Here is a 24050-nt window from a genome sequence, read left to right on the forward strand (position 1 = left end):
CGGCTGCCGGCGAAAGGGCCCGTGAGCCCTGCGCCAGATCCAGCGGCCCTTACGCTGGCCGTCGTTGCGCAATCATTGCGGGCGGGGGGATTCGGGGAGCAGCAGCGCCGAGTCGTCCTGTTCCGGTTCGTCTTCATGCACCCGCCGCGCCGGTAGCACCACCGGTTGTGGATAAGTCTGGGCGAAATGCACCCAGGGGCAGTTATCCACAAGCTTTTTCAGACGCTGGTTGAAGGCCCGGCTCACCGCGTACTGGCCGCCGGACACCGTGCGGAACTGGGCCGTCAGCACCACGCCGTTGAGGTCCATCTTGTCCACCCCGAACACGTCCAGGCCGCCTTGCAGGTTGTAGCGCAGGAAGCTGTCCTCGCTGATGGAGCGCCCGGCTTCGCGGATCAGTTCGATGGCCTTGTCGACGTCGGTGTCGTAGGTGAACTGCACCGAGAAGAAGGCATAGGCGAACTGCCGCGACTGGTTGGTGACCGCCTTGATCTGGCCGAACGGCACCGAATGCACGAAACCCTTGCCGTCGCGCAGGCGCAGGGTGCGGATGGTCAGGCCCTCGACGGTGCCGGCATGGCCGGAGTCGAGCACCACCCAGTCACCAATGGACAGGGTGTCTTCGATGATGATGAACAGGCCGGTGATCACGTCCTGCACCAGTTGCTGGGAGCCGAAACCGATGGCCAGGCCCACCACCCCGGCACCGGCCAGCAGCGGCGCGACGTTGATCCCCAGGTTGGCCATGGTGGTGATCGCGCAGATCACCACCAGGATGATTTTGATCGCATTGCGCAGCAGCGGCAGGATGGTCTTGACCCGGGTACTGGGCTGACGCGCCGAACGCTTGTTGGCCGGTGGCTTGAGGGCCTCCTGGATCGCTGTGTCGAGCACCACCCACAGCAGCCAGGTCACCAGGAAGATCAGGCCGATGCTGCTCAGGGAGTCGCTGATGGCCCGGCCCACGGTATTGCGCTGGGCGAACTCGAACAGCGAGATCCCCCAGATGCGCCCGAGGATCTCGATGAAGGCGATGGCCATGACGATCCGCAGCAGGGCGTGCAACAGGCTCAGGAAACGCTCCTTGTAGGCGCTGCTGCGCTGAATCGTCTGGGCGCTACGGGACTTGAACAGGTGCTGCAGCACGGTGCTGAGGAACACCGTGGCGATCAGCAGCACGGTGGTCAGCAAGGCGCAGCGCAGGGCCTGCTGGCTGTCCTCGCCGGCACCGATCAGGCTCACCGCCGAGACCAGCACCATCAGCAGGATCGGCCAGTACCAGAGCCCGGAAAAGATCCGCAGCGACTCCTGCAACGCCGGCTGTTTCAGACGCTGGGCCAGGGAGCGGTTGCGGATCAGGTGCGCCACCGGCCGGCGCAGGCGGATCACCAGCACCGCGAAGATCAGCGAGGCCAGCAGGCCGGTGAATACCGCCACGCTGCTGGTGATATTGCCCCCCAGCTGGCGAGCGATCTGCGGGCTGGTGAGGGCATCGCTGAGAGCCGCAAGGAAACCGATCAGAAACAGCGGTTTCGGGCAGTAGCCACGGATGATCCGCACCGCGGGCCGCTTGTGCCCGACGTTGAACATCACGATCAGGCACAACAGCACCGAGGTCGAGACGATGCCGCTGCTGGTGGCATAGGCCAGGCACAGGGCCAGCGCCCGCCCCACCGAACCGTTCAGGGAATGGCTGACGTAAAGCGTCAGCGGCAGGCAGACCAAGGCCGGCAAGGTGTAAGGCAGCAGGTATTCCAACAGGCCCTGGCCTCGGGGCCGGGCTTGCAGCCAGGGCCGCTGGCTCAGCCGCCGTACCAGCAGCCCGGCCAGCACCGTGAGCAGGGCGAAGCTGCCCAGCCAGGTGCCGGACAAGGTGAGGAAATCCCCGGCCACGCTCCAGCCCGAACGGTCCGAGGGTTGGTTCACCAGGCGCCCCACTTCGTCCGCCGCGCGGTCGGCCCGCAGGCGCCAGGCGTCGATCAGGTTTTCATTGAGGTCGAGCTTGTCCTGGACATCGTCGATGCTCGAACTGATGGCGCCCAGCAGGCCCCCTTCCACCAGCAGTTCCGGCTTGGCCGGGGCCGCCGCCGGGGCTGTTGCGGCAGTGGCGGCGCAGAGCTCGCTGCTGCCCAGAACGAGCAGCATCCCGAGCAAGATCGCGGTCTTGAAATTCAACACAACGCAGGGCTCCTTCAGCAGGGTCTGTAAGGAACTGATCAGCAAACGCCCGGCAAGTTCGCTTCAGTTGCCCCCGAGGCCGGCGCGCCGGTGAACGACGGGCTCCGGGATCCTTGACCCACAGGCAAATATCTTGTGCCGATAGGGCTATTTTTCCGCACGAGTCAAACCCGGACACTGCGCGCCAATCCCACTTTCACCGGAGTTGCAGTGATGCCCATTGCCCTGCTCGCGCTGACCCTCAGCGCATTCGCCATCGGCACGACCGAGTTCGTTATCGTTGGCCTGCTACCCACCATAGGTACCGACCTCGGGGTCAGCCTGCCGTCCGCCGGCCTGCTGGTCAGCCTCTACGCTCTGGGCGTGGCGATTGGCGCCCCGGTGCTCACCGCCCTCAGCGGCAAGGTGCCGCGCAAGCTGTTGCTGCTGTCGCTGATGGTGCTGTTCACCCTTGGCAACCTGCTGGCCTGGAAGGCACCCGGGTATGAATCCCTGGTGCTGGCACGGATTGTCACGGGCCTGGCCCACGGGGTGTTCTTCTCCATCGGCTCGACCATCGCCACCAGCCTGGTGCCCAAGGAAAAAGCCGCCAGCGCGATCGCCATCATGTTCACCGGGCTCACCGTGGCCCTGGTCACCGGCGTACCCCTGGGCACCTTTATCGGCCAGCATCTGGGCTGGCGCGAAACCTTCCTCGCAGTGTCCGCCCTGGGGGTGATCGCCTTTATCGGCAGCCTGCTGTTCGTGCCGAAGAACATTACCCACCGCCCGCCGGCGTCGCTGCTGCAACAACTGCAGGTGCTCAAGCAACCGCGCCTGCTGCTGGTGTACGCCATGACCGCGGTGGGCTACGGCGGCTCGTTCATCGCCTTCACCTTCCTGGCGCCGATCCTCCAGGACATTTCCGGCTTCAGCGCCGGCACCGTGAGCCTGGTGCTGCTGGTGTACGGCGTGTCGGTGGCGGTGGGCAATATCTGGGGCGGCAAGCTGGCGGACCGGCGCGGACCGATCGGCGCCCTGAAGATCATCTTCGCCCTGCTCGCCGCGGTGCTGCTGATGCTCAGCCTCACCGCCGGCAACCCATGGCTGGCGCTGCTGACCGTGCTGCTGTGGGGCGCGGTGGCGTTTGGCAACGTACCGGGGCTGCAGGTCTATGTGGTACGTCAGGCCGAGCACTACACACCCCAGGCGGTGGACGTGGCGTCCGGCCTGAACATTGCCGCCTTCAACCTGGGGATTGCCGGTGGAGCCTGGCTGGGGGGCTTGATCGTCGCTCACCTGGGGCTGATCCACACCGCCTGGATCGGCGCGCTGGTGGTGCTGGTGGCCCTGGCCCTGACCGTCTTGAGCGGCCACCTGGATCGCCGCAACCCGCTAGCGTTCGCGCCGGCCGGCGGCAGCGTCCGGGCAGTGGCCGGCCACTGAACAGGCCGCAGCCGGGTTACGGTACCCGGCTTGCAGCCGTTGAGGTGGCACCGAAGCGATTGCGATATTCACTGGGCGCCAGCCCGGTGATTTTCCGGAACAGGCTGCGAAAGGTGGCAGGGTCCTGATAACCCACGGTCCAGGCGATGTGATCGATGCTGCCGTTGGTGAACTCCAGCAGTTCCCGGGCCTTGCCCACCCGCAGGTGCTGACAGTACTGGGTCGGCTTGAGGCCGGTGGCCGCCCGGAAGCGCCGCAGCAAGGTGCGCGGCTCAAGCCCCGCCTGCTGCGCCATCACCGGCAGCGAAACATCCACCGCGCCATTGGCCTGCAACCAGTGCTGGAGCTTGAGAATCGCCCCGTCGCCGTGGCTGAGGATCGGTGCGAAATTGCTGCCGCACTGGCTCGCGCTGGCACTGTGTTCCATCACCAGAAAGCGCGCCGTGGCACTGGCGATGCTCGGCCCCAGCAAGCGGTTCACCAGACGCAGACCAAGCTCGGCCCAGGCCATCAGCCCGGCGCTGGTGATCAGGTCGCCGTCATCGACAATGGGTTTGTCCGCTTCCAGGCGCACCTGTGGGTAACGCTCGGCGAAGGCCTGGGCCGAGGTCCAGTGGGTGGTGGCGCTGCGGCCATCGAGCAGGCCGCTTTCGGCCAGCAGGATCGAGCCCACACAGACCCCGCCCAGGGTGGCTCCGGCGGCGTGTTGCTGGCGCAGCCAGTCCATCAGGGCGGCAGATGACTGATGGCTTGAGAAGCCCGCCAGCGAAGGCGGGATCAATACCGCCAACAAGGCCCCGGGGGCTTCGGCCAGGCTGTCGTGGACCCGCACCGGAGGCAGTTCGCCGCTGGCCTGCCAGTGGCTGACGCGCAACCGCGGCAACTGCGCCTGCGGCTGTTCGCCGGCAATCCGGTTGGCCACCTCGAACAAGTCGCTCAGGCCATGTACCGCCGCCATCTGCACACCGGGATAGAGCAGTACCCCCAATTCGGCGTGCGTGCCTTGAATACCCACTGTCAGTTTTCCCCCGGTTAATGTCGGTGCGGCCAATCCTCGAAGGAACGACCGATGGCGATACTGGCTCCCACGTCAATCACTCACCCGCAGGTATTACCCATGGCCAGACAGGCACTCATCGTAATCGATATCCAGAACGACTACTTCGCCGACGGCAAGTGGCCCCTGATCGGCGTCGACGCTGCAGCGGACAACGCCGCCCGGCTGATCCAGGCATTTCGCCAGAACGCTGAACCTGTGGTGCACATCCGCCACGAATTCACCTCCGACGACGCTCCCTTCTTCACTCCCGGCTCCCCAGGTGCGCAGTTGCACCCCAAGGTCCAGAACCACGCCGATGAGCCGGTGGTGCTCAAGCATTTCGTCAACGCATTCCGCGACACCGAGCTGCAATCTCTGCTCACGCGGCAGGGCATCGAGGAACTGGTGATCGTCGGCAACATGAGCCACATGTGTGTGGAAGGCACTGCCCGGGCCGCTGCCGACCTGGGCTACCCGGTCAAGGTGATCCATGACGCCTGTGCCACTCTCGACCTGGAGTTCGCTGGCCAGCGCGTGCCTGCCGCCCAGGTACAAAGTGCGGTGATGGCGGCCCTGGCGTTCGCCTATGCCAGCGTGCTGTCCACCGAGCAGTTTCTGGCGGCCGGGCAGGCCCCTGCGGCTTGATCACCCGCAAGCGGTGAGCCGTGGCTCACCGCAACTTCATGGCACCAGGCATTTCCCGGATTAAGTTCGCCGCTGTTTACCGAGAGGTTAATAGCGGCAAATGCCAATAGTTGCAGGACCTACAAGTTAACCACAATGCGCACGAATGATTCCCATTAACAAAAAACACTCCCCGACAACCCGCTCGGACAGCTCTATGGAACAACTAAATAACTCCCCTTTAATAAGCAAGCCATTAAATAGCTGACTAATAGTAATCAAGGGTTAATCCGTTATTTCAAAACCTGATTTGAAACATTTGTAAAAATCCATCAAGAGCTGCCCTCGCACATTACTTAGTGCGCTTTCATGAAACGATTTTTTCTATATATCCAATTTTCATAATATTTATAGCAAAGTAAAAAAACAGCCCCGCCGCCTATACCACCCCCAGCATTCATTGAGCAAGAACAGGCTCCATCAGACTTCTTGCAAGACGTTCAGCGGAGCCGTCCCGGACTAAACACGCACTTTCCCCTGAAGCCATAAAAATGCCTTGCAGGCCACTTCATTCAACTTACTTGCAAAACCCTCGGCCTTGACTAAGTTGATAGCTACTCGCCACTGAAGTGTTCTTCAGCCGCCAGAAGATCAATAAAAACCGTCGAGGAATTCAATAACCAGACGCCCTCCTGCCCTACCCAGCTGACACTGACACGGAATCCAGTCATATCAATCAAGAGGGACGCTTGATGAAGCGCAGCTCGTTGTCTCGTGCCTTTTCACTCAAGGGTGCGGCCGAAAATTACTGGCTCTCGTTATTACTATTCTCGATCCTGGTTATCGCCAGTTTCCTGTTGTTTGAACAGCAGATCCAACAACTGCTGAGTCACCTGGGCACCTTCCTTCCCACCGATCCCGTACAGCGCCTGAGCCTGGCCCTGTTGCTGGTAACCCTGTTGGCCCTGGACGTGCTGCTGCCCGTGCCCTCCAGCCTGGTGGCACTGCTGGCCGTGGCGGCCCTGGGCGCCATTGGCGGCTACCTGGTGATCTTCATCGGCCTGTGCCTGGGGGCCAGCCTTGGCTACTGGCTGGGGGCCGGCTACTTCCGCCTGCTGTCCAATTGGCTGGGGCTCAGGACCTGGCAACCCGGGCAACTGGCCTATCGCCTCAGCACCCTGTCGCTGGTGTGCCTGCGTGGCGTGCCGGTGCTGGCAGAAACCTCGGTGCTGGCCGCCGGCATGCAACGTTATCCGCTGCGCCAGTTTCTCCTGGTCACCACCCTGGCCAACGCCGGGCTGGCCCTGGCCTATGCCGCCATCGGCAGCCTGCTGGTGGAACAGAACGCCCTGCTGGCAACCATTCTCGCCAGCATGGTGCTGCCCGGGCTGTTCCTCGGCACCCGCAGCCTGTTCAAGAGCCGCCTGGCCCAGCCCCGGTACGATCAGGCGCATTCTCTGGAGGGCCGCTTCCAGGTGAGCTACCACTACCCGGTGCTGTTCACCGATCACATCTTCCAGGCCGACAACCCCTGCCTGCACCAGCAACTGACCCGGCAGAACCCGGGGCGCACCACGGTGCTGGTGTTTGTCGATGAACAACTGCTGCTGTGCTCGCCCCAGTTGCCGCTGCAGATCGACCACTACTTCAGCGCCCACGCCGCCGACCTGCATCTGCAGGCCGCACCGATCGCGGTGCCGGCCGGCGAATTGAGCAAGACCCCGGACGTGCTCCAGCAGCTGTACGCGCAGATGCTGGAACACGGCCTGGATCGCCACTGCTATGTGCTGGCCCTGGGCGGCGGCGCAGTGCTGGACGCAGTGGGCTATGCCTGCGCCACCTTCCATCGGGGCATGCGCCTGATCCGCATCCCGTCCACCGTGCTGGCGCAGAACGATGCCGGCATCGGGGTGAAGAATGGCATCAACGCCTTCGCCCAGAAAAACCTGCTGGGGGCCTTCTACCCGGCCACAGCGGTGATCAACGACTTCCAGCTGCTGCTCAGCCTTTCCCACCGGGACCAGATTGCCGGCCTGGCCGAAGCGGTCAAGGTCGCGGTGATCAAGGATGCCGCGTTCTTCCAGTGGATGGAGCAGCAGGCCGAAGCCCTGGCCGGTTTCGAGCACAACGCCAGCCGCTACGCCATTCGCCGCTGCGCCGAACTGCACCTGGGTCATATCACCGGTGCCGGCGATCCGTTCGAACGGGGCAATGGCCGCCCCCTGGACTACGGGCACTGGGCCGCCCACAAGCTGGAGAACCTCAGCCAGCATCGCTTGCGCCACGGTGAAGCGGTGGCCGTGGGCATGGCCCTGGATGCGCTGTATGCCAACGCCAGCGGCCTGCTGTCCGACGCCGACTGCCAGCGCCTGCTGCGACTGCTGGACAGGCTCGGCTTCAACCTCTGCCCGCCGGAACTGAGCCTGCGGGACAGCCAGGGGCGTTCGCCGATCCTGGTGGGCCTGGAAGAGTTCCGCCAGCACCTGGGGGGCCAGCTGTCGATCCCGATGCTCAACCGCCTGGGCCAGTCGGTGGATGTGCACCAGATCGACATGCCGCTGATGGAACAGGCCCTGCTGCGCCTGGCGGGTTTCGGCGGGCCGGATTTCGCCTGGGGCCCGGGGTGCGCGCAATGACCCAATCGTCGCTGACCACCTGGCTGACCCTGGGCCGGGTCTCCAACCTGCCAACGGTATGGACCAATGCCCTGGCCGCCGCGCTGCTGGCCAGCAGCGCTACCACCCTGGCGCCGCCCTCGCCGCTGGTCTGGACCCTGCTGCTGGTGGCGCTCTCGGCGCTGTACCTGGCGGGCATGCTGCTCAACGACCTTATGGACGCCGACTGGGACCAGCAGCACCACAACCCGCGGCCGATCGTTCTCGGCCTGGTCAGCCGCGCCCAGGTCCGCCTGGCCACTGCCGCGCTGCTGCTGCTGGCGGCGCTGGCGGTCCTCGGCCTGAGCCGGATGATTGCCCAGCCCCACTGGCTGCTGGCCAGCGCCGGATTGCTGCTGCTGTTTATCCTTGGCTACAACCTTCTGCACAAGAAATATCCCCACAGCGTCTGGCTGATGGGCGGCTGCCGCTCGGCGCTGTACCTGACCGCCGCCGCCAGCCTGGCCATGCCGCCCCAGCCATTGTGGCTGTGCGCCGCGCTGCTGGGCACCTACATCGCCGGCTTGACCTACCTGGCCCGCCTGGAGCATCGCAACCAGTTGCTCAGTCGCCTGCCGCTGCTGCTCATGCTCAGCCCTCTGCTCCTGGCCGCCTATGCCGGCAACAGCGTGTTCTGGCTGGTCCTGCTGCTGTGGCTGGGCTGGTTGGGCTGGCACTACCAGCGCCACCTGGCCAACCCGCAACAACGGCAGGTCCGCGCCTTCATCGGTGCCGGACTGGCCGCCCTGCCGCTGTTCGACGCCCTGGTGCTGGCGGTGGCCAACCAGCCCTTGGGCAGCCTGCTGTGTGTGCTGGTGTTCTTTCTGCTTCCCCACCTTCAACGCTGGATCAAGCCGACATGAACATGGATCCCATCGCCCCTGCGCCGCCGGCGCTTGCCATTCGCCATGGTGCCTTCGCCGAGCGCCAGCAATTGCTGGAACGGCATCTGGACGACGACAGCCGAAGCTGGTGGCAGCAAGCCCGGGAACAACTGGCCCGACAGCCCTCGGCCAACACCCTGATGCTGCTCAGCAGTCAGTGTCGGCGCCGCTTGGCCAGCGCACCGCTGGCCCCCAGCCCGGACTGCAACCGCACTCAACTGGCCCGGGCGCTGCTGCTGGCCCAGTTGCTGGAGCAGCAGGCCGGCGCCGGGCAACTGGCCCTGTTGCGCCAGCTGTTTCTCTGGGGCGACGACCAGGAAAAGGCTGCCCTGCTCAAGGCCCTGGATGACCTCGACAGCCAGGGGGCCAGCCTCGACCTGGCGCTCCAGGCCGGGCGCACCAACAACCGCGAGGTGTTCGCCGCCATCGCCCTGGACAACCCCTTTGCCGCGCGCCACTACCCGGAACGGGCCTTCCACCAGCTGGTGCTCAAGACCCTGGGCATGGGCCTGGACAGCCGCCACATCCACGGCCTGGCAGAACGGCGCAGCGTCGACCTCAACCAGTTGGCCCTGGACCTGATGGAAGAACAGCTGGCCGCCGAACGCGAGGTCGCCGACGGCCTGCCCCAGGCCATTGCCTTCAAGCTGTTGAGCCAGGCCCAGCTGCAGCGCCTGCGAGGCCTGTACCAGCAGGGACGATTGCCTGCGCACTGGCGCGACCACTTCCCGGCAGGCGGTTGACCCCCGGCAGCTGAGCCCACGATTTTTCCCGCACTCAAGCAAGGAGCCACCATGGCGAAGTACTTCGACCCGCACATTCATATGGTCAGCCGCACCACCGACGACTACCAGAACATGGCCGCCGCCGGCATCACCGGGGTCATCGAGCCTGCGTTCTGGCAAGGCCAGGCGCGCACCAGCGTCGGCAGCTTCATCGACTACTTCGACACCCTGCTGGGCTGGGAGCGCTTTCGCGCCAGCATGTTCGGCATCCACCATTTCTGCACCATCGGCCTCAACCCCAAGGAAGCCAACGACCTGTCGGTGGCCAACGAAGTGCTGGAGATCCTGCCGCGCTACCTGGTTAAGGACGGCGTGGTAGCGGTAGGGGAAATCGGCTACGACGACATCACCCCGGAAGAAGATCGCTTTCTCGCCGCGCAACTGGAACTGGCCAGACAGTTCAACCTGCCGGTGCTGGTGCACACCCCGCACCGCGACAAGATCGGCGGCACCAAGCGCACCCTGGCGGTGATCCGCGAGGTGGGCATCGCCGAAAACCTGGTGATCATCGACCACCTCAACGAACTGACCCTGCCCCTGGTGCTGGACAGCGACTGCTGGCGCGGGCACTCGATCTACCCCAACACCAAGATGTCGGAACAGCGCATGGTGGCCCTGCTGCAGGAATACGGCAGCGAAAAAATGGTGGTCAACAGCGCTGCCGACTGGGGCATCAGCGACCCGCTCAAAGTGCCCAAGACCGGCCAGGCCATGCTCGCCGCCGGCTTCAGCGAAGCCCAGGTGGAGCAGGTGCTGTTCCACAACCCGGTGGATTTCTTCGCCCAGAGCGGGCAGTTGGACAAGCAACTGGTGGGCACCCCGCTGCCTATCGACCAGCGCCGCCAGTGGCAGGACAACTCGGCCCTGAGGGGCCAGGAACCGGTGGTCAAATGAGTGCCCGGGCCGGCTGGAACGCCGCGCAGATCGGCTATTGCAGCAACGTGCACCCGGCCCGTGACGTGGCCGGCCTGCGGGCGTCGATCCAGGAACATTTCCAGGGCGTGCGGCGTCAGCGTGGGCTGGCGGTGCAGGACAGCGGCCTGTGGATCAGCGCCCAGGCCGCCGCCGAACTACAGGTGCCCGAGGTGCGCGAGGCCTTCATCGAACTGCTGCACGATTGTGGCCTGCGCCTGACCTCGCTCAACGGTTTCCCCTATGGCCAGTTCCATGAAGGCGCAGTTAAGGCCGAGGTCTACCGGCCCACCTGGGCCGAACCCCAGCGCCTGGAATACAGCCTGCAACTGGCGCATCTGCTGGCCGCCGCTCTGCCCCTGGATTGCCAGCAGGGGGTGATTTCCAGCGTGCCCTTCGGTTATGCCGCCACCTGGGACGAGGCCCAGCAGCAACAGGCCGAAACCCACCTGCGGCAACTGACCGCCGAGCTGGCCAGCCTGCATCGCAGCAGCGGCAGGAAGATCCTGGTGTGCCTGGAGATGGAGCCGGATTGCGTGCTGGAAAACACCGATCAGGCCCTGGCCTTTTTCAAGCACTGGCAGGCCACCGATCCCCATCATGGCTACCTGGCGCTGTGCTTCGACGTCTGCCATCAGGCGGTGGTCTTCGAAGACTGCTACCAATCCCTGCAACGGCTGCTGGATGCGCGGGTTCCGGTGGGCAAGATCCAGCTGTCCAACGCCCTGATCTGCCAGTTGCCGTTTGCCGATCGCCCACGCCGCCAGCAGGTACTGCAGGCCCTGGGCAACTTCGCCGAAGCCACCTACCTGCATCAGGTCAAGGCCCGGGATATGGCCGGGCAGCTACTGGCCTGGGCCGACCTGCCCGGGGCCCTGGACGCCGCCGAACCGGCCCAGGGGCAATGCCCCGAGTTGCGCATTCACTTTCATGTGCCGCTGTTCAGCGAACAGTTTCTACTGGCCGAGCTCAGCGGCAGCCAGCAGGCCTTGCTGCGCACCTTCGACTTTCTCGCCGCGCACCCGAACTTCCAGCCGGTGCTGGAGGTGGAAACCTACAGCTGGAACGTGCTGCCCGGTGCGCTGCGCCCGGACAGCGAGCAGGCCTTGCTGCAAGGCATCGCCGCCGAGCTGCAATGGGTCGAGGGCCAACTGCGCCAGCGGCATCTGCTGCGTACCCACTCGTCTGCCCTGGAGGCTCCGGCCCATGCCTTCTGAACGCCCGCGCCAGCCCTTGCTGCTGATCAATGTGGTGGGCCTGACACCCAGCCTGCTGGGGCCGGCCACGCCGCGGATCAACAACCTGCTGCAACGGGCGCGAATGGCCCGGCTGCGCCCGGTGTTCCCCGCCGTGACCTCCACCGTGCAGGCCTCGATCCTCACCGGGCTGCCGCCTTCGGAACACGGCATCGTCGGCAACGGCTGGTATTTCCGCGATCAGGCCGAGGTGCGTTTCTGGCTGCAGCCCAACGCGCTGATCCAGGGTGAAAAGGTCTGGCAGGCGCTGCAACGGGAGATCCCCGGCCTGCGCTGCAGCCAGCTGTTCTGGTGGTTCAACATGTATGCCCAGGTGGAGGCAGCCATCACCCCGCGCCCCCACTACCCGGCCGACGGGCGCAAGATGTTCGGCCTCTATTCGTCGCCTCCGGGGCTGCACGAACGCATCGAACAGCAGATCGGCGAGTTCCCCTTTCCGAGCTTCTGGGGCCCGGCCGCGGGGATTGCCTCCAGCCGCTGGATCGTCGACTGCGCCATCGCCGAGTTCCAGATCAGCCGCCCCGACCTGCAACTGATCTACCTGCCGCACCTGGACTACAGCCTGCAACGCCTGGGGCCGGAGCATCCGTCCATCAGCGACGAAGTGCGGGCCATCGACCATGAAGTCGGGCGCCTGCTGGATTTTGCCCAGCAGCAAGGCGCGGCCGTGATGCTGGTCTCCGAATACGGCATCGAGGCGGTGCAGCAGTCCATCTCGATCAACCGCGTGCTGCGCGAGCAAGGTCTGCTGCAGATACGTCGTTCACTGAGCTGGGAGCTGCTGGACCCCGGCGCCAGCGCGGCCTTCGCCGTGGTCGACCACCAGATCGCCCACGTCTATGTGCGCCAGCCCGAGGACATTGCCCGGGTCAAGGCCCTGCTGCTGCGCCAGCCCGGTATCGAGCAGGTGCTGGACAGGAGCGAGCAGCGGGCCTGCCAGCTCGATCACCCACGCAGCGGCGAGCTGGTGGCGGTGGCCGCCCCGGGCTTCTGGTTCGATTACTACTACTGGTTCGACGACCGCCTGGCCCCGGATTTCGCCCGCACTGTGGATATCCACCGCAAGCCGGGCTACGACCCACTGGAGCTGTTCATCGACCCGGCGATCCGCTTTCCCAAGCTGCGGGTCGCTCGCCGGCTGCTGCAGAAGAAGCTCGGCTTTCGCTACTACATGGACCTGATTCCCCTGGACACCTCACTGATTCGCGGCAGCCACGGACGCTTGCCCAGCAGTGCCGAGGCAGGGCCCCTGCTCATCACCGATTGCGATTTACCCCTGCCGGCGCACCTGCCGGCCACCGCGGTAAAGCACCTGCTCCTAGAGCATTTCCTAGGGCGCCCCTATGACGATACGGCTCAGGCCAAGGAGATTCCATGCGGCGAACCATCCCTATAGTCGTGCTCGGTGTGTTGAGCGGCCTCGCTCACGCACAGACCACGCCCGCCTTCAATTGCAGCAACTTCCTGACGTTCAATGGTGACCAGGCCGGCACCCTGAGCACCTTCAAGCAGAGCCCGGAAACCATGGCATGGAACTGGTTCGTGTGCCTCAACCAGCCGGCCGGCTCCGGTAGCCCGGAGCGGCTCTGGGAGACGTTCAAACCATCCGATGAGGTCTACCTGAGCAAGGGGCAGGCTCCCCAGCCCTACAGCACCCAGGCCAACCTGCCGAGCCAGGTGCAGACCCAGGCGCAGAAGATCCCGGGCATGAACACCAGCGGGCTGTTCCTCAACCTGGGCAACGACACCGACGGCAGCACCGACAACGGCACCCAGCAGGTCGATGGCCTGGCCCTGGAAATGGGCAACCAGGTGCCGGAAGCGCAACGGGGCCAGTCGGTGCGTTTTCACATGTTGATGGGCCAGGACACCTTCAACTACATCGTCCAGCAGAAGATCTACAACCGGAACGGCATTGCCGCCCTGACCAGCAGCCTGAACTTTCCCGCCACGGCCTGGGAGCTGAAGACCTCCTGGTTGTGGATCGGCAGCGATAGCACCTTCCAGGCGCAACTGGCAAAGGATGGCTACTTCATCGCCCAGGCCTACTACGTCGACAAGCAGGGCCAATACCACACCGGCTACGCCGGCCTCAGCGGCATGCACGTCATCAACAAGCTGACCCACGACTGGGTCTGGACCACCTTCGAGAACCGCAACAACAGCAAGTACACCGTGACCAACGGCACGCCGGCCAAGCCCATGACCAACATCACCGGGCCCACTGACGCGGCCCAGCCGGTGAATGCCACGTTCCAGCAGCAGAACCCCACGCTGGCCCAGTACGAGTTGATCGGCGTGCAGTACGACCAGGCCCAGGCCGAGCCCAAGCTGCTGGCCAACTCCCAGCTGGAATCAGCCTTCCAGAGCCACTCCTCGTGCCTGGCCTGCCACAACACCGCGGCCTATTCGAGCAACAACACCTACTTCAACTTCGCCTTGAAAGAGGATGGCGGGATCGTCTACCCCACCACCGTACTACCGGACTCCGACTTCGTCGGCTACCAGAAACTGGACTACGTCTGGTCGCTCAAACGCGCCCAGTGGCAGCGCTAAGGAGCAGCTCATGAGCGTCTTGAACTTTCCCCGGATCTACTTCAATGGCCACATGTTCTGGAACCCACCGACGGCCAACAACAACGACGTTTTCCCGCTATATGACGCGGTGAAGATGCGCATGAACTGGCCGTTCCTGTCCTACTACGGGATCAACGACCAGAACGCCCCGCAACAGCTGATGCCCTGGACCATCGCCCCGCTGGCCTACGAGAACGTGCCGGACTACGTGCTGCAGGTGCCCACCAATGGCTCGCCCAGTGGCTACCCGATGATTCCCGCCGAATGGGACCTGTTCGGCGACAACGCCTGCGGCTTGGTCGACTACGAGCAGACCCGCTCGGTGATCGTCGGTGGCGAGTTCCAGGCCAACACCTACATCGACAACGACCCGCTGGTGAACAAGTGTTACCAGTTGCAGGGCAACCCGTTCGGCAGCGCCGCGCCGACAGCCGCGCGCTTCGTCGATATCAGCCCCTGGCAGAACACCTTCACCGCCCTGTACTTCGACAAACTGGTACTGGGGGACGCCACCTGCGGCCTGACCTTGAAGCGCCGGTACCGCATGCTCGACCGCTTCCTCAACTTCAACTGGGGGGCCTTCGGCGGCTTGAGCTACGTGACTACCACCTGGCAGACCTGCTTCCCGAAAGACCAGCTGCAGTGGATCGTCGGCGACTCGCAACTGCTGAAGACCCTGCAACAGGAGATGATCAACCAGAACGCCAAGGGCCTGATGTTCCGGTTCACCACCTACCTGACCTTCTACGACAAGAACGGCATCTTCAACGACTTCCCGGTGGTGGACAGCCACTCCAAGACGCCCGAAGCCATGGCCGCGCTGCAGGCGATGTACCAGAAGGGCCTGGATAACGTCGCCGACATCTTCTTCAACCCGGCCTACAGCCGCACCGCCGGTACTCTGGGCCTGTGGTTCGACAATGAATACCCCACCGCTCCGGCTGGCCGGCGCCTGGAACCCAAGGCCCCGGTACCGGTGTGCAAGGCGGTTCCCAGAGACACCAAGCCTGCGGCCATGACCCTGGGGGTGATCAGCGCCCAAGTGCACGACAACACCCTGTCCCTGGACCTGGGCAATACCTTTCCGTTCTATCCCGCCGGAGACAGCGCCGCACTGCCGCCCACCAACACTGACCTGAGCCAGGGAATTCCGGTGCCCGGGAAATACCTGGCCGGTGATTACGACATCGGGGTACGGCCCACTGGCGGCGCTTTCCACAAAGTCGCCAGTTTTGGCTTCGAACAGTATCGCCAGACCGCCTTCGACAAGCGCGCCGGCCTGCTGGACCTGCCCATCAGCCCCGCCGACCAGGCCGCGTTGCAACAGGGCGCCCTGGAGCTGCAGTTGCAGGGCAGCCAGGAACTGGTCGCCGCCGCCCAGAATATGTGGACCGCCGAGGTCCTCGACAGCGGCTGCTTCATCGATGTGGGCGACACTCGGGTCCTGAGCATCATGGTGCAGTACGACGGCCTGCCCGCGCCCGCGGGCACCGCGCTGTGGGTGGCGGAGTACAACAACGCCTACATGCTGACCACCAGCGACTATTACCTGGCCTTCAGTAACGCGGCCAACTTCACCCTGTTCAACAACTACCCGAAGGACCCCGGGAGCAACACGTCGAACCGACCGCAGTTCGTCGGCACCCAGACCGCTGAAAGCCTGTTGCACGTGGGCAGCGGCCGCCGGCTCAGCGCGGTGCTGAACGTCGAGGACAGCGAGCCATCCGAGCCCATGCTCTACCAGAGCTTCCTGACCACGCCCTCGGCCGCGGCCCTGAGCCCCCGCCTGCAGTTCACCAATGGGCAGGCACGCAGCGGCACCCTGGCCGACCCGCTGAACGCCACCGTGCAGTACAGCCTGGCGCAGATCCTGACCGACGCCAATGGCATCGCCCAGGTATCGGTCAAGGCCGTGGCGGCCGGCTTCCCGACCTTGCGCTTCTTCATCCAGGACGGCCAGCAGCAACCGACGGTGCCCTTCAGCTTCAACTACACCGACGCCTACACCGACTTCCTTGCGCCCCTGCGGGTCCTGCCCCAGGAGCCGGAGATGCTCAAGGACTTCATCGACTGCTGGAACCGGGTGTGCACCCAGGACGACGCCAGCGTGCGGATCTGGAAGGAGTTCATCTTCCCCAGAATCCTCCAGCCTTTCTATTACCTCTACCCGATCATGAACAAGTTCATGCCGCTCAACTCCCTGCAACGCATCGAGGGCGCGATCAACCAGTTCATCGTGCTGATCAGCAAGGACTACCAGGAGGAAAGCACCCTGGCCATGCCGATCACCCGGGACCTGCCGCAAAGCCGGCGCAGGGTGCTGGAAATCTGGGCCCAGGACCTGGTGAGCAAGGGCTACCCACCGATCCCGCTGAAACTCAACGACTACCCCCACGGCTGAGCCGCAAAGGCCAGCCCATGGAATGCCGGGCGACCCCGTCGCCCGGCGCTTTCAAAGGAGTGTCAGATGAACGCCAGTCTCTTCAAGCAACTGCTGTTGGCCGCCAGCCTGCTGAGCGCCAGCCAAACGCTATGGGCCGAGACCTACCCCGACAACGTCTACTTCAACATGGGCGTGCACAACGACCGGGGGTGCGACGCCAAGACCAACAACTGCATCGCCAAGCGCAAACCCGGCGAGCCGGCCGATCCGCTCTACCCGGCAACCTGGGTCAGTGACTGGATTATGTACCGGGTCACCGCCAACTACGTGAAGAACCCACCGCCCTACAGCAGCCCGCCCAGCACCCTGAAACCGGCCGACTACACCGTGTCCCGGGGCACCAGCTACTACGACAACGACTATGTGCCGGCCGACAAGGACGGCACCGGGGCGATGATGGAGCACTACGAGAAGTACTGCCTGCCGATCTTCCCGATCAAGGACAACAACTACACCTGCTCCTTCGTTTCCCTGGGCAACAAGGCCTACTTCCTCACCTACCCCGAGGACCGGCCAAAGGACATGCCGGCCTGCTGCATGTTCTCGCCCATGAACCACCCGCCGCGCCGGGACTTCATCAAGCACCTGCCCTACAGCGCCGCCCGCAGCCAGCATCTGGATGGCAGCGTGCAGGCCTACGCGCTGGAGATCCCGGTCCAGCCGAGCCCGATTCTGTTCGGCTATGCGTTCTACAAGAAAGCCAGCAGCGACGGCCCGGGCCAGCCGGCCTATCAGCATCCGCAATCGTTCTATTTCTCCGGTGACGAGAGCGTCGCCAACGCGCCAATCGTCAGCCAGAACTACCTCAACTGGCGCACCGAGAAACCAAATCCGGCCACGACCTGGGACCAGGTGGCGAAGATGTGCCCGGCCAACCCGCCGGACTGCCAGCTCTTCACGCCACCGCCATCGCTGAAGAACGGTGCGCGGCCGCAGTGGAACCAACTTTCGCCCCCCTCGCCATGACAGGAGCCGCCTCATGAACCCTTGGAGCCGTTTCACCGCCCTGTTGTTGCTTGGCCTGGGCAGCCAGCAGGCCAGCGCCCTGCAACCCAGCGCAGCGGCGCCGCAGACCAGCTGCCCACCCACGGCTGCGGTGCCTGCTGCGGGCGCGTCGCAGCAGGCTTTCGATCAATACAGCTGGAAGATGTTCATCAACCTGAACTGGCCGGCCCAGGCGGGACAGCGCGGAGTGGCCGATTGCAGCAAGCCCCTGGGCAGCCCTGGCGATACCGTGTGGCAGACCTACAAGAGCGTCAGCGAGACCTTCCTCCCCGGGGCCAAGAATCCGGGCCTCTGGAACTCGCAACTGCCCCGCAGAAATCTCAGCCTGATCAACATCGCCGCGGTCAAGAACACCCAGGTGGTGCAATCGGACAACCAGGCGGTGGGCGGCTGGCTGATTGACCAGCGCGGCAACCCGACCTACTACGACATCGCCGCCAACGAGGTCTCCTACAACTACATCGTCGATAACGACTTCTACAACGCGGTGGTCGTCAACGCAGCGAAGAACATCAGCTTTCCCAACAACGCCGGCGAGATCAAGAGCAGTTGGCGCATCCTCAGCAGCGCCGACGACAGCAGCCGCTATCTGACAATGAAGGCCCTGGTCACCCAGTTCGACAGTCAGGGACAGCCCAACGGCACCACCGAGGCCACTTTGGGATTGGTGGGGTTGCACATCATCAGCAAGGTGGAGGGGTTCCCGCAGTGGATCTGGTCGACCTTCGAGCAGGTCGACAACGTGCCTCCCAAGACCCAGCTGGGGGGCCGTTGGGTGGACCAACCGGTCTCGGGGATTTTCTACTCCTACTTCAACGCCAAGGCGCCCGCCGAAAGCCTCAACCAATCCCCCTGCCTGTGGCAGCAACAAGCTGGACAAATGGTCTGTACCCCAAAACCCGGTAACAGCTTCAGTACCCCGGACCCACTGAACCGGGTCACCCCGATCACGGACGTCACCCAGCAGATCAATACCCAATACCAGGGCGATCCGCAGGTACAGCAAAGCGTGTTCAAGTACTACCAGTTGATCACCACCCAACGCCCGCAGTCGCCGGATAACCCCGGCAACCCCTTGGGGCAACCAACGCCATCACTGTCGGCCAACGTCACCATGGAAAGTTACATCCAGACCAACAGCAGCTGCATGAACTGCCATTCCATGGCCGCACCGCTCAACAGCCAGTACAAGAGCGACTTCTCCTTCCTGTTCAGATTCGCCCAAGCCCCAGTCACCAGCGTCGCCAAGGATAAGGAATAGATCATGAGCATATTGAATGGACCCCGACTGAACTTCTGGGGCGGCATCTCTACCGACGTCAGCGTGCCAAACAACTCACCGACCTTGCCCAATGGCATCGCCACCTCCCTTGAGCTGTTCGACCTGACCACCTCGACCGTGGCGGACCAGGCCAAGACCTATAGCGATGAGCACCTGTACCAACTGATCAACGCCCCGGACCCGAGAATCGGCCCCAACAGCCGGTACACGGCCGGCGGCTGGAACCACTATGGCGAACACGTGGTGACGCTGCACAACGCGCTGATCAGTTCCCAAGGCACCCCGGGCAACATTGCGCTGGAAGGGGATATGGTCGGACAGCCGGTTTACCTGCTCGGCTCCGTGACCCCCGGCACCGGACAAGGTCCCTACTCCGGCCCAATGATGGTCGACCTGGACCCCACAGCCAGCACCACGACCCAGATCTTTGTCGGAGGCCTGCAGATCGGCAACGGCAACACGCCTCAGCTCTTGATTCGCTGGGATACCGTGTGCAGCAGTTTCGACCTCAATACCCGGGTGCTGGAGCCTGCAACCATGGACTCGCCGGGCTCCTTCCACGCCAGCGGCACCTTTCAACTGACCTTTCCGCTGAGCAGCATCGTCAGCTACAACAAGGAAAGTGCCGGACTCCGGGCCCTGATCGAGGCGCCCAACGCTACCGGGATCGTGCTGCGTTTCGTGATGTTCGAAATGTGTCCGACCCTGACCACCGAGCAACTGAATGCCGACTACGCAGCCAACCAGTTCAGCCCGAACCCGAGCATCGGCCGGGTCATCGGTACCCTGGCCACTGCGTTCACCGATGAGCCGCAGATCTGTCCGCCGGGCCGCCAAATCATCAATGCCGACAAAGACCTGAACATCAACAGCGTGGCCTATGCCGAGGTCGCCAACGGGCAACTGAGCATCGACATGGTCAACCTGATCCCCAAGCAGACGTTCAGGGCTGTACGCGACGACATCACCAGCCCCATCGGCCCCAACGCCGACTTCGGGACCGTCACCATCGCGGCCGGAACCACGCCCCTGGCGAGCTTCGAGCCCAGCAATCCGCTGCTGCAAGACTACTACCGGTACGGCGGCATCATCGACGTGCCGCTCAACTCGACCCAGACACAGTTGGTGCAGAGCACGCCCTTGTGCATTAGTGCCCCCGGGACCACCCGCAACCCGGCGCTGTCGGCCCCCGAATGCCCCTATCGGGTCTACAGCGATCAGCGCAACACCTACCTCGATCCCGACAGCACAGGCGTGCAGATCACCTTGCAAGTCCGTTACCTGGGAGCGCCGGTGCAGAAGGCTACGCCGATCAGCATCGATGCCTCGGCGACCGCCGTCTATCAAGCCAACCGCTACTGGAACTTCCTGGAGCTTCCGAACTCGGTAACGGTGCCGGCCGGTCAACCTTCGGTGAGTTTCAACGTCGTTCCCGTCGCCGGTTCCAATACTCAGGCTGGCTTCACCACACTGACCTACACCATCGACAACAACCCTCTGACCCAGAGCTTCAGCAACTTCCGCAAGTACGCCTGGAGCGACTTCGGCGTTCCAACAGGCAGCATCGTCACCTGGGAACAGGCGTTTCAAAACGTGCTGCGCTTTCATTACCTGGCCTTCCCCGCCATGTCGCGCTACATCCAGCTCAATCAGCCCGACGCGGTGATGGGTTACAAACAGGCGATCCTGGCCCGGATATCCCCCGAGTACCAGAACACCACCTTGTACATGTCCGTGGTGCGTTCGATGTCGCCGAGCCAACGCTCCCTGCTGACCGCCTATCTCAATGGCACGCCCTGGCAGCCTTGAACAAGGAGAAGACCATGCCCGTTGCTCTGCATATTCCCACCCAGCTCGAGCAGGTGCTGCGACCGGATCACGTCATCGCCGAGGGCCTGCTCAACCCTCGCGGGGTTTGCCTGCAAGGCGATGGCAGCCTGCTGCTGGCGGAAGCCGGCTCGGGCCTGCCGGACCAGCCGTTCAGCGGCCGCATCAGCCGCCTGCGTCCGGATCCGGGCCAGCCGGGCGCCTACCTGCCGCCCCAGGTCGTGGCTCAGGGTTTTCGTTCGATGAACATGCAATCGCGCATGCTGCGCGACGAAATCATGGGCCTGTCGGACATCGCCCTCGGCGACGGGCGCTGCCTGGCCAGCCAAACCGACTACGTCGCCGGCTCCAAGCTGCTGGACCTGCAATACAACCCGCCCGAGCCGCTGTTCCATAGTCGCGGCAACCTCAACTCGCTGTGCTATCACCCGTCGCGCCGCAGCTGGCTGGCGGTCAAGCCCGATAGCAACCAACTGGTGGAGTTCAGCGAGGGCGGTGAACAAGTCCTGGCGCAACTGCCCGATCTGGATCAGGGCCAGGAAGCCGTGCCGGTGACCCTGGTGCACGAGCCGCAGACGGATGCCGTGCTGATCAGCCTGTTCTCCGGCGAGCTGCGCCGGGACCCGGCGCGGATGGGTATCGACTTCGCCGACAAGGCGGGCCAGGTGATCCGGGTCTGGCCCGAGAGCGGCAGGATCGAGGTGCTGATTCGCGGACTGCAACTGCCCACCGGGCTGGCGCTGGACCCGCAGGAGCGGATCCTGGTGCTGGAACTGTGCGACCGGCTGCTGCAACCGTTGCCGCCGGACTGGGCCGGCGAAGTTCTGCACGGCGGCTTCGCCCGCTTCAGCGGCCGCCTGCTGCGCTGCGATTTGCAGCAACGCAGCGTGCAAGTACTCGCCAAGGGCCTGGATACGCCTTCCAACCTGTGCTGCGTCGGAGACGCGGTGCTGGTGAGTGAAGGCATGGGCCTGAGTGGGCGGCCGATTCCAACGCCGGAGCAGCAGGTGGTCGCACTGAGCGGCCGACTGCGGCGAGTGGCGCTTTGAGCTGAGTGATGCGGCACACCGGTTAAACCCGGGCATAAAAAAACGGGGCCATCTGCATGGCCCCGTTTTTATCGATGCTGAACGCTGAAAACAGCGATCAGAACGGAATATCGTCATCGAAGCTGTCGAAGTCCGGAGCCGGCTGCGGAGCGGCCTGCTGTGGCGCTGGACGCGACTCACGCTGAGGCTGCGGAGCAGGACGGGACTGCTGTGGACGCGGTGCCGAGTTGGACATGCCGCCCTGGCCTTGCTGGTCGCCCTGTGGACGGCCACCCAGCAGCTGCATGGTGCCCTGCATGTCGACGATGATTTCGGTGGTGTAGCGCTTGATACCGTCTTTCTCCCACTCGCGGGTCTGCAGCTTGCCCTCGATGTAGACCTGCGAACCCTTGCGCAGGTATTCACCGGCGATCTCCGCGACCTTGCCGAACATCGACACGCGGTGCCACTCGGTGCGCTCGACCTTCTGACCGGTCTGCTTGTCGGTCCACTGCTCGCTGGTGGCCAGACTCAGGTTGGTCACGGCGTTACCGTTAGGCAGGTAGCGAACTTCGGGATCCTGGCCGCAAGTGCCGACCAATATGACTTTGTTAACCCCACGGGCCATAACGTTCTCCTAGGCTTCGCTCGCCGACGGCGCTGGATTGACCAGTTGCTCGAGGGTCGTGCGATCCAATAATTCGGTGTCCAATTTGATGTAAATGGCGGCCTCTTCGGCCACCACTACGGCATCTGTTACCCCAACAACGGCCTTCAGGCGCTCGACCAGGCCGGCTTCGCGGATCGCTTCGGGCGATAACGGCAAGCGCAGGCTCGTCACATACGGGGGCTCGCGCATGGTAACAGCAAAGGCCAGCCAGAGTGCAGCCAGGACTGCGCATCCAAGGAACACAGCCGACAAACCGCCATGCTGGAACAACCAGCCGCCGAGGATGCCGCCCAGTGCCGAACCGAGGAACTGGCTGGTGGAATACACCCCCATCGCCGTTCCTTTACCACCCGCCGGCGAAACCTTGCTGATCAGCGACGGCAAGGACGCTTCCAGCAGGTTGAACGCGGTGAAGAACACCACGGTACCAATCACCAGCGCCCGCAGGCTGTCGCCGAACTCCCAGAAGAATAGCTCGGTGAGCAGCAGCGTACTGACCGCACCCAACAGAACTCGTTTCATTTTGCGTTTCTTCTCGCCGTAGATGATGAACGGGATCATGGCGAAGAACGAAATCAGCAGTGCGGTGAGGTAGACCCACCAGTGCTGCTCCTTGGGCAGGCCGGCTTTTTCCACCAGCGCCAGGGGCAAGGCCACGAAGCTCGACATGAGCATCGCGTGCAACACGAAGATACCAAGATCCAGGCGCAGCAGATCGGGGTGCTTGAGGGTCGGGATCAGCGCCTGGCGCGCCACTCCGGATTCCCGGTGCTGCAGCGGCCCGGTTGAGCGCGGCACCATGAAGGCGATGATCAGAATGCCCACCAGGGCCATGGCCCCGGTGGCCAGGAACAGCCCCGAAAGTCCGAAACTGCGGGTCAGCAGCGGGCCAACCACCATGGCCACGGCAAAGGACAGACCGATGGTCATGCCAATCATGGCCATGGCCTTGGTCCGGTGCTGTTCGCGGGTCAGGTCGGAAAGCAGTGCCATCACCGCCGCGGAAATTGCGCCGGCGCCCTGCAGGATACGCCCGGCGATCACCCCCCAGATCGAATCGGCGTTGGCCGCCAGCACACTGCCCAGGGCGAACACGATCAACCCCAGGTAGATAACCGGACGACGACCGATACGGTCGGAAATGATCCCGAAGGGAATCTGGAACACTGCCTGGGTCAGGCCATAGGCACCAATCGCCAGCCCGATCAGGGTCGGGGTCGCTCCTGCGAGATCCATTCCATAGGTCGCCAGGACCGGCAGTACCATGAACATGCCAAGCATACGGAAGGCGAACACCAGGGCCAGCCCGCTTGCCGCGCGGGTCTCGCTGCCACTCATGCGTTCGTTGTGGGGATCGTGCATGGATAAACCTCATGTGAACCGGCGGCGATTCTACCAGTCGGATCGATTGAGGGGGTATATGGCGACGCTTTGCCGCGCAGCCCATGCCAGCGATCAAAA

At 64.0% G+C, this 24050-nt stretch carries 18 protein-coding genes; 14 read left to right on the forward strand and 4 right to left on the reverse strand.

Going from position 1 to position 24050, the window contains the following annotated elements; translation table 11 throughout:
- Positions 1 to 72: 72 nt before the first annotated feature.
- Positions 73 to 2178 (reverse strand): mechanosensitive ion channel family protein, encoded by a 2106-nt coding sequence (locus AC1RCO_RS24940; protein WP_041120721.1) that lies wholly within the window; start codon positions 2176 to 2178, stop codon positions 73 to 75.
- A gap of 213 nt (positions 2179 to 2391) precedes the next feature.
- On the opposite strand from AC1RCO_RS24940, the gene AC1RCO_RS24945 reads away from it, so the two are divergent.
- Positions 2392 to 3603, forward strand: coding sequence for an MFS transporter (locus AC1RCO_RS24945; RefSeq protein ID WP_041120030.1), 1212 nt, complete (start codon positions 2392 to 2394; stop codon positions 3601 to 3603).
- Between the two features lie 16 nt (positions 3604 to 3619).
- Here AC1RCO_RS24945 and AC1RCO_RS24950 read toward each other — a convergent pair whose 3' ends face one another.
- The gene (locus tag AC1RCO_RS24950) at positions 3620 to 4561 is read right to left on the reverse strand and encodes a GlxA family transcriptional regulator (RefSeq protein WP_217438384.1); all 942 of its coding nucleotides are present in this window, start codon (positions 4559 to 4561) and stop codon (positions 3620 to 3622) included.
- A gap of 159 nt (positions 4562 to 4720) precedes the next feature.
- Between AC1RCO_RS24950 and AC1RCO_RS24955 the strand changes: the two genes are divergently transcribed.
- The 13 genes from AC1RCO_RS24955 to AC1RCO_RS25015 all read left to right on the forward strand — a co-directional run bounded on the left by AC1RCO_RS24955 (position 4721) and on the right by AC1RCO_RS25015 (position 21940).
- On the forward strand, positions 4721 to 5287 hold the full coding sequence (locus AC1RCO_RS24955) for a cysteine hydrolase family protein (protein ID WP_011063754.1): 567 nt from the start codon (positions 4721 to 4723) through the stop codon (positions 5285 to 5287).
- 731 nt (positions 5288 to 6018) lie between these two features.
- Positions 6019 to 7902, forward strand: a complete 1884-nt coding sequence (locus AC1RCO_RS24960) for a 3-dehydroquinate synthase (protein ID WP_492618143.1) — start codon at positions 6019 to 6021, stop codon at positions 7900 to 7902.
- On the forward strand, positions 7899 to 8783 hold the full coding sequence (locus AC1RCO_RS24965; protein WP_015637217.1) for a UbiA family prenyltransferase: 885 nt from the start codon (positions 7899 to 7901) through the stop codon (positions 8781 to 8783). Before AC1RCO_RS24960 ends, AC1RCO_RS24965 begins: the two co-directional genes overlap by 4 nt.
- Positions 8780 to 9547, forward strand: a complete 768-nt coding sequence (locus tag AC1RCO_RS24970; RefSeq protein ID WP_265577574.1) for an EboA domain-containing protein — start codon at positions 8780 to 8782, stop codon at positions 9545 to 9547. The genes AC1RCO_RS24965 and AC1RCO_RS24970 overlap by 4 nt, the downstream gene beginning before the upstream one ends.
- Before the next feature lie 51 nt (positions 9548 to 9598).
- Positions 9599 to 10483, forward strand: coding sequence for a TatD family hydrolase (locus tag AC1RCO_RS24975; RefSeq protein WP_492618144.1), 885 nt, complete (start codon positions 9599 to 9601; stop codon positions 10481 to 10483).
- The gene (eboE, locus tag AC1RCO_RS24980; protein ID WP_019094228.1) at positions 10480 to 11718 is read left to right on the forward strand and encodes a metabolite traffic protein EboE; all 1239 of its coding nucleotides are present in this window, start codon (positions 10480 to 10482) and stop codon (positions 11716 to 11718) included. Before AC1RCO_RS24975 ends, eboE begins: the two co-directional genes overlap by 4 nt.
- Positions 11708 to 13153 (forward strand): alkaline phosphatase family protein, encoded by a 1446-nt coding sequence (locus AC1RCO_RS24985; RefSeq protein WP_053160190.1) that lies wholly within the window; start codon positions 11708 to 11710, stop codon positions 13151 to 13153. Before eboE ends, AC1RCO_RS24985 begins: the two co-directional genes overlap by 11 nt.
- Positions 13132 to 14313 carry a hypothetical protein gene (locus tag AC1RCO_RS24990; protein ID WP_011063761.1) on the forward strand — a complete coding sequence of 394 codons (1182 nt, stop codon included), beginning with the start codon at positions 13132 to 13134 and terminating at the stop codon, positions 14311 to 14313. The genes AC1RCO_RS24985 and AC1RCO_RS24990 overlap by 22 nt, the downstream gene beginning before the upstream one ends.
- A gap of 10 nt (positions 14314 to 14323) precedes the next feature.
- Positions 14324 to 16735 (forward strand): hypothetical protein, encoded by a 2412-nt coding sequence (locus AC1RCO_RS24995; RefSeq protein ID WP_041120042.1) that lies wholly within the window; start codon positions 14324 to 14326, stop codon positions 16733 to 16735.
- Positions 16736 to 16801: 66 nt separating this feature from the next.
- Positions 16802 to 17743 carry a hypothetical protein gene (locus AC1RCO_RS25000; protein ID WP_053154150.1) on the forward strand — a complete coding sequence of 314 codons (942 nt, stop codon included), beginning with the start codon at positions 16802 to 16804 and terminating at the stop codon, positions 17741 to 17743.
- Positions 17744 to 17756: 13 nt separating this feature from the next.
- Positions 17757 to 19043 carry a hypothetical protein gene (locus tag AC1RCO_RS25005; protein WP_072444862.1) on the forward strand — a complete coding sequence of 429 codons (1287 nt, stop codon included), beginning with the start codon at positions 17757 to 17759 and terminating at the stop codon, positions 19041 to 19043.
- A gap of 3 nt (positions 19044 to 19046) precedes the next feature.
- The gene (locus tag AC1RCO_RS25010; RefSeq protein ID WP_019094233.1) at positions 19047 to 20873 is read left to right on the forward strand and encodes a hypothetical protein; all 1827 of its coding nucleotides are present in this window, start codon (positions 19047 to 19049) and stop codon (positions 20871 to 20873) included.
- Positions 20874 to 20887: 14 nt separating this feature from the next.
- On the forward strand, positions 20888 to 21940 hold the full coding sequence (locus tag AC1RCO_RS25015) for a hypothetical protein (RefSeq protein WP_123397282.1): 1053 nt from the start codon (positions 20888 to 20890) through the stop codon (positions 21938 to 21940).
- A gap of 97 nt (positions 21941 to 22037) precedes the next feature.
- Here AC1RCO_RS25015 and AC1RCO_RS25020 read toward each other — a convergent pair whose 3' ends face one another.
- Positions 22038 to 22547, reverse strand: a complete 510-nt coding sequence (locus AC1RCO_RS25020) for a single-stranded DNA-binding protein (RefSeq protein WP_011063767.1) — start codon at positions 22545 to 22547, stop codon at positions 22038 to 22040.
- Between the two features lie 9 nt (positions 22548 to 22556).
- Positions 22557 to 23951, reverse strand: a complete 1395-nt coding sequence (locus AC1RCO_RS25025; RefSeq protein WP_011063768.1) for an MFS transporter — start codon at positions 23949 to 23951, stop codon at positions 22557 to 22559.
- Positions 23952 to 24050: the final 99 nt, after the last annotated feature.

This window comes from Pseudomonas sp. GW823-FHT03E05, from assembly GCF_058796855.1.

Excerpts from the sequence above, each read along its gene's own strand:
- AC1RCO_RS25015 (WP_123397282.1), top strand. The coding sequence starts at position 20,888 with ATGCCCGTTGCTCTGCATATTCCCACCCAGCTCGAGCAGGTGCTGCGA.
- eboE (WP_019094228.1), top strand. The coding sequence starts at position 10,480 with ATGAGTGCCCGGGCCGGCTGGAACGCCGCGCAGATCGGCTATTGCAGC.
- AC1RCO_RS24985 (WP_053160190.1), top strand. The coding sequence starts at position 11,708 with ATGCCTTCTGAACGCCCGCGCCAGCCCTTGCTGCTGATCAATGTGGTG.
- AC1RCO_RS24965 (WP_015637217.1), top strand. The coding sequence starts at position 7,899 with ATGACCCAATCGTCGCTGACCACCTGGCTGACCCTGGGCCGGGTCTCC.
- AC1RCO_RS24950 (WP_217438384.1), bottom strand. The coding sequence starts at position 4,561 with ATGGCGGCGGTACATGGCCTGAGCGACTTGTTCGAGGTGGCCAACCGG.
- AC1RCO_RS24975 (WP_492618144.1), top strand. The coding sequence starts at position 9,599 with ATGGCGAAGTACTTCGACCCGCACATTCATATGGTCAGCCGCACCACC.
- AC1RCO_RS25005 (WP_072444862.1), top strand. The coding sequence starts at position 17,757 with ATGAACCCTTGGAGCCGTTTCACCGCCCTGTTGTTGCTTGGCCTGGGC.
- AC1RCO_RS25010 (WP_019094233.1), top strand. The coding sequence starts at position 19,047 with ATGAGCATATTGAATGGACCCCGACTGAACTTCTGGGGCGGCATCTCT.
- AC1RCO_RS24955 (WP_011063754.1), top strand. The coding sequence starts at position 4,721 with ATGGCCAGACAGGCACTCATCGTAATCGATATCCAGAACGACTACTTC.
- AC1RCO_RS24995 (WP_041120042.1), top strand. The coding sequence starts at position 14,324 with ATGAGCGTCTTGAACTTTCCCCGGATCTACTTCAATGGCCACATGTTC.
- AC1RCO_RS25025 (WP_011063768.1), bottom strand. The coding sequence starts at position 23,951 with ATGCACGATCCCCACAACGAACGCATGAGTGGCAGCGAGACCCGCGCG.
- AC1RCO_RS24945 (WP_041120030.1), top strand. The coding sequence starts at position 2,392 with ATGCCCATTGCCCTGCTCGCGCTGACCCTCAGCGCATTCGCCATCGGC.
- AC1RCO_RS24970 (WP_265577574.1), top strand. The coding sequence starts at position 8,780 with ATGAACATGGATCCCATCGCCCCTGCGCCGCCGGCGCTTGCCATTCGC.
- AC1RCO_RS24990 (WP_011063761.1), top strand. The coding sequence starts at position 13,132 with ATGCGGCGAACCATCCCTATAGTCGTGCTCGGTGTGTTGAGCGGCCTC.
- AC1RCO_RS25000 (WP_053154150.1), top strand. The coding sequence starts at position 16,802 with ATGAACGCCAGTCTCTTCAAGCAACTGCTGTTGGCCGCCAGCCTGCTG.
- AC1RCO_RS24960 (WP_492618143.1), top strand. The coding sequence starts at position 6,019 with ATGAAGCGCAGCTCGTTGTCTCGTGCCTTTTCACTCAAGGGTGCGGCC.
- AC1RCO_RS25020 (WP_011063767.1), bottom strand. The coding sequence starts at position 22,547 with ATGGCCCGTGGGGTTAACAAAGTCATATTGGTCGGCACTTGCGGCCAG.